We start from the raw sequence: 4160 nt of genomic DNA, 5'->3' as shown, positions 1-4160 counted from the left end.
CTTTTTCCCTAAATTGAAAATATACAGTTTAAATGGACAGCAGCTTACTCGTTTTGGGAGTGTAGCCCGTCTGCTGCGATTCGATTAAGCAATTAATTAGTTTGTACCTCATTCAACTGAAAACCGCTATATCATAGATTTCAGGCTTGATCTTTACCGATTCCCTATCCTCAAGCCGAGAGTTACCCAAGAGCGAGTATGCGAACTAATTATTGCGGCGAAGTAAAAAAAGAACAAATTGGCAAAACAGTTACCCTGTGTGGATGGGTAGACCGTCGCCGCGATCATGGAGGCGTGATATTTTTAGATTTGCGCGATCGCAGTGGCATTATTCAAATTGTCAGCGATCCTCAGCGTACCCCAGATTCCTACGCAGATGCTGAAAAGCTAAGAAATGAATATGTAGTAAGCATTACAGGTAGAGTATTGGCACGCCCCGATGACTCCCTCAACCCCAAATTACCAACGGGTGAGATTGAAGTCTACGCCGATAAAATCGAACTCCTCAATAGCGTGCGGAAGCAATTACCTTTCCAGGTTGCCACAGGGGATAATGAATCAGTGCGGGAAGATTTGCGCTTGAAGTATCGCTATTTGGACTTACGGCGCGATCGCATGAGCCAAAATATATTATTGCGCCATCAAGTGGTGAAAGCGATGCGCCGTTTCTTGGAAGATGAGGAAGGTTTTGTGGAAGTGGAAACCCCCATCTTAACCCGCTCCACCCCCGAAGGGGCAAGAGATTATTTAGTGCCATCTCGCGTTAATCCAGGTGAATGGTATGCTTTACCTCAGTCACCTCAACTTTTTAAACAGTTATTGATGGTATCTGGTCTTGACCGATATTATCAGATTGCTCGGTGTTTCCGCGATGAAGATTTGAGGGCAGATAGACAACCAGAGTTTACTCAGTTGGATATGGAAATGAGTTTCATGTCCCAAGAGGATATTATCAAACTCAATGAGACATTGGTCTGTTATATCTTCAAAACAGTTAAAGGAATCGATTTGCCCCATCCTTTCCCACGATTGACATACTCTGAGGCAATGGCAAAGTATGGTAGCGATAAACCCGATACTCGTTATGGATTGGAATTAGTGGATGTCTCTGATTTGCTCAAAGACATCGGTTTTAAAGTATTTGCCAGTGCGATCGCATCTGGGGGTAAAGTGAAAGTATTACCCATTCCTAGCGGTAATGACGCGATTTCCAATGTCCGGATTAAGCCAGGTGGAGATTTGTTTAAAGTCGCCAATGAAGCAGGTGCAAAGGGGCTGGCTTATATCCGGGTGCGAGATAATGGCGAAATTGATACAATTGGCGCAATTAAAGATAACCTCAGCGAGACTCAGAAACAGAAACTATTAGAAATGACTGCTGCCAAAGCAGGTGATTTGCTGCTGTTTTGTGCCGATACTACTGAAATTGTGAATAAAACTTTAGACAAATTGCGTCAAGCCATTGCCAATGAGTTAAACCTGATTGACAAAGATAAGATTAACTTGCTCTGGGTGACAGATTTCCCCATGTTTGAATGGAATTCTGACGAAAAACGGTTGGAAGCCCTACACCACCCATTTACTGCCCCTCATCCTGACGATATCAACGATTTGAAAACAGCCAGAGCGCAAGCTTATGACCTAGTTTATAATGGTTATGAAGTCGGTGGTGGTAGTCTCCGGATTTATCAGCCAGATGTTCAAAAACAAGTATTTGAAGCCATTGGTTTATCTCCAGAAGAAGCTCATAATAAGTTTGGCTTTCTGTTAGAAGCCTTTGAATATGGCGCACCACCTCATGGCGGAATTGCTTACGGATTAGATAGATTAGTGATGTTATTAGCAGGAGAAGAATCGATTCGGGATGTGATTCCATTTCCAAAAACACAGCAAGCAAGCTGTTTGTTAACAGACGCTCCAGCTCGTGTTGATGAGAAACAGTTGAAAGAATTACATGTGAGTGTGAATCTCAAAAAATGATTCACCTGGGGTTATAGGAATCCACAAGGCAGTTAAACAGCAGATTGCAGGTTTATGAAGTACACCTCAGAAACCCGGTTTCTTAGAGAAACCGGGTTTCTCTGCACCTCACATACCTTAAAATTACTGCTATACAATTCTGTACTTTTAACCAAACCTTGGGAAAGCAAAAATAAACTTATTAAGACGATCCTCTCACCTTTATACCCAACCTCTAATCTCGATATCTGTCAGTAATTTCTCATGTTTTACACATTCACTTCTGGTAGCAACTAGGATATGTTTCATCATAATTGGTTCCCCATTATCCGCTGCCATAAAAGCGGCATTTAAAACAATATTGCGGATACTTCCACCACTGATAATGAGTTGCCCTAGCCTGGTAAAATTGAGATCTTGGGTAGGAGCTTTCGCTGGGATCATACTTTTCCATATTCTGATTCTGGCTTCTTTATCTGGGAAAGGAAACTCGATGTTAAAATGGAGCCTTCTGGTGAATGCTCGATCGATAGCATCTTTCATATTAGTGGTTAAAATAGCTAAACCCCTATACTTCTCTATCTGCTGGAGAAGTTGGCTAATTGTCATGTTAGCATAGCGATCGTGGCTATCTTTCACTTCTGTCCTTTTGCCAAATAGGGCATCAGCTTCGTCAAAAAGTAAAATAACGTTGGCTCCAGCAGCGGCTTCAAATATTCGTTGCAGATTTTTTTCGCTTTCCCCGATATATTTACTCAATACGGCGGATAATTTAATCTGATATACGTCTAGTTTTAGCTCGTTACCAATTCTGTCATTAGGTAGATGTAGTTGGCGGTATACCAGTTTGGGGTGTTTGTTGGGTTCATGGTAGTGCTTTCCTCTGTTTTGTTGGTGGGGTAGATTATTAGTTGATTGGTGATAAGTTAGGTTGGGGTTTATATCACAATATTAAGGTTCTGAATCATTAAACTTAGACTGTTATTCAACCACAATATCATCAATATAGGTTTCGCCGTCAGCATCCGATACAGAATATCCTAAACTAGACTCTAAGGACATAGTAAGAATAGTTAACACTTCTTTAAGTCTGGGTTTTCGTCCCCATTGCTCTTGATAAACATTGGCTATTTCCTCGAATGTATTGTATAGTGATATAACTATTTCCTCGTCTGCTTTCAATAGCAATGGATTCGACACTAAATTAGATCCGGTATCAAGTATGACTAATACTGTTTGTATATAAACTTCTTTTATATCGCTACAAAATTCTTCTGGTTTCGTGTTGAGTGTTGAGGCAATAGCATCGACTAGTTTTTGCAATGTTAGGTTTTGCCCTCTAATCTCTTTATATGTGCGGGCGATTGCTTCTAGGGCTGTTTTCATGATATCGGTGGCTCGCTCACTAAGTATACAATCGTTGCCAATATCCCACCAGCTAAATTTTTTACCCAACTGGGCTGTTACATCATTCACTTCCCGATAGCTTTCAACTGATAAATACTTCGCTGGTAGATCCCGTGCTGCTAACCAGGCTGATTTATCTTCCACCCAATCTCACCTGGCGATTCTTTTGCTGGTTGTACTAATCCCACCTCATCTGATGGCAGAGTTTGTGTCTGTATCTCTGGAGCAGATGTCCGAGAATTCGGGTAAGCTAATGGCGGTGAGCCACCATTTTCTAATAAACTATCAATCAGCCGATTAAAATTCCAGTTTGATGGCAGCGCTGATGGTGTGAGTTTTTCCTCTTCCCCAGAAGATTTTACCGCAGGTGATGCTTGAATAGACCAATCTGTAGACTCTACTAAACTATTGTCGCGAGGAATAAAAGCTTGAGTCGAATCCTTAACAGGTACTGACGACGAGACTGAAGAATTCTTTGGCGGTAATCTTGATGAAGATTTAGAGGAATTTTTTTTTCGCTGCGATTCGTTTGTGCGCATTGCCTGATACCTCTGATGAGAGTCTCACCCTGATCTCCTTTGTCCCCAAAGCCGACTAGGAAATCCAGTTGACGACAAGGTATGTTAAATGCGACTAATTGTAACACCGCCAATTGCGATAGTGCAACCGTAAAAACACGTAACTAGATTTACGGATGGGATGAATTTTAGAATCCCTCTTTTTCAAAAGGGGGAGAAGTCAAACAAAAACAAACTTTCCCTATTCCCCACTCCCCACTCCCTATTCCCCACTCC

Annotated in this window: 4 protein-coding genes; 1 reads left to right on the top strand and 3 read right to left on the bottom strand. The window is 41.7% G+C overall.

Annotated elements, in window-relative coordinates; all coding sequences use genetic code 11:
* Positions 1-198: 198 nt before the first annotated feature.
* Entirely contained in the window at positions 199-1980 is a 1782-nt protein-coding gene (gene aspS / locus NJ959_RS26405) for an aspartate--tRNA ligase (protein ID WP_254014738.1), read from the top strand.
* Positions 1981-2181: 201 nt separating this feature from the next.
* On the opposite strand, the gene NJ959_RS26400 is transcribed toward aspS, so the two are convergent.
* From NJ959_RS26400 to NJ959_RS26390, 3 genes are all read right to left on the bottom strand, one after another.
* Complete coding sequence (locus NJ959_RS26400) at positions 2182-2769, bottom strand: ATP-binding protein (protein ID WP_309242717.1); 588 nt, start codon at positions 2767-2769, stop codon at positions 2182-2184.
* Between the two features lie 171 nt (positions 2770-2940).
* Positions 2941-3510, bottom strand: a complete 570-nt coding sequence (locus tag NJ959_RS26395; RefSeq protein ID WP_254014737.1) for a hypothetical protein — start codon at positions 3508-3510, stop codon at positions 2941-2943.
* A complete protein-coding gene (locus tag NJ959_RS26390; RefSeq protein WP_254014736.1) occupies positions 3486-3905 on the bottom strand; it encodes a hypothetical protein in 420 nt (139 codons plus the stop codon). The genes NJ959_RS26395 and NJ959_RS26390 overlap by 25 nt, the downstream gene beginning before the upstream one ends.
* Positions 3906-4160: the final 255 nt, after the last annotated feature.

Source organism: Limnofasciculus baicalensis BBK-W-15, assembly GCF_024178385.1.
In the GTDB taxonomy this organism is placed as follows: domain Bacteria; phylum Cyanobacteriota; class Cyanobacteriia; order Cyanobacteriales; family Coleofasciculaceae; genus Limnofasciculus; species Limnofasciculus baicalensis.
This window is presented reverse-complemented; position numbering and strand designations above follow the sequence as displayed.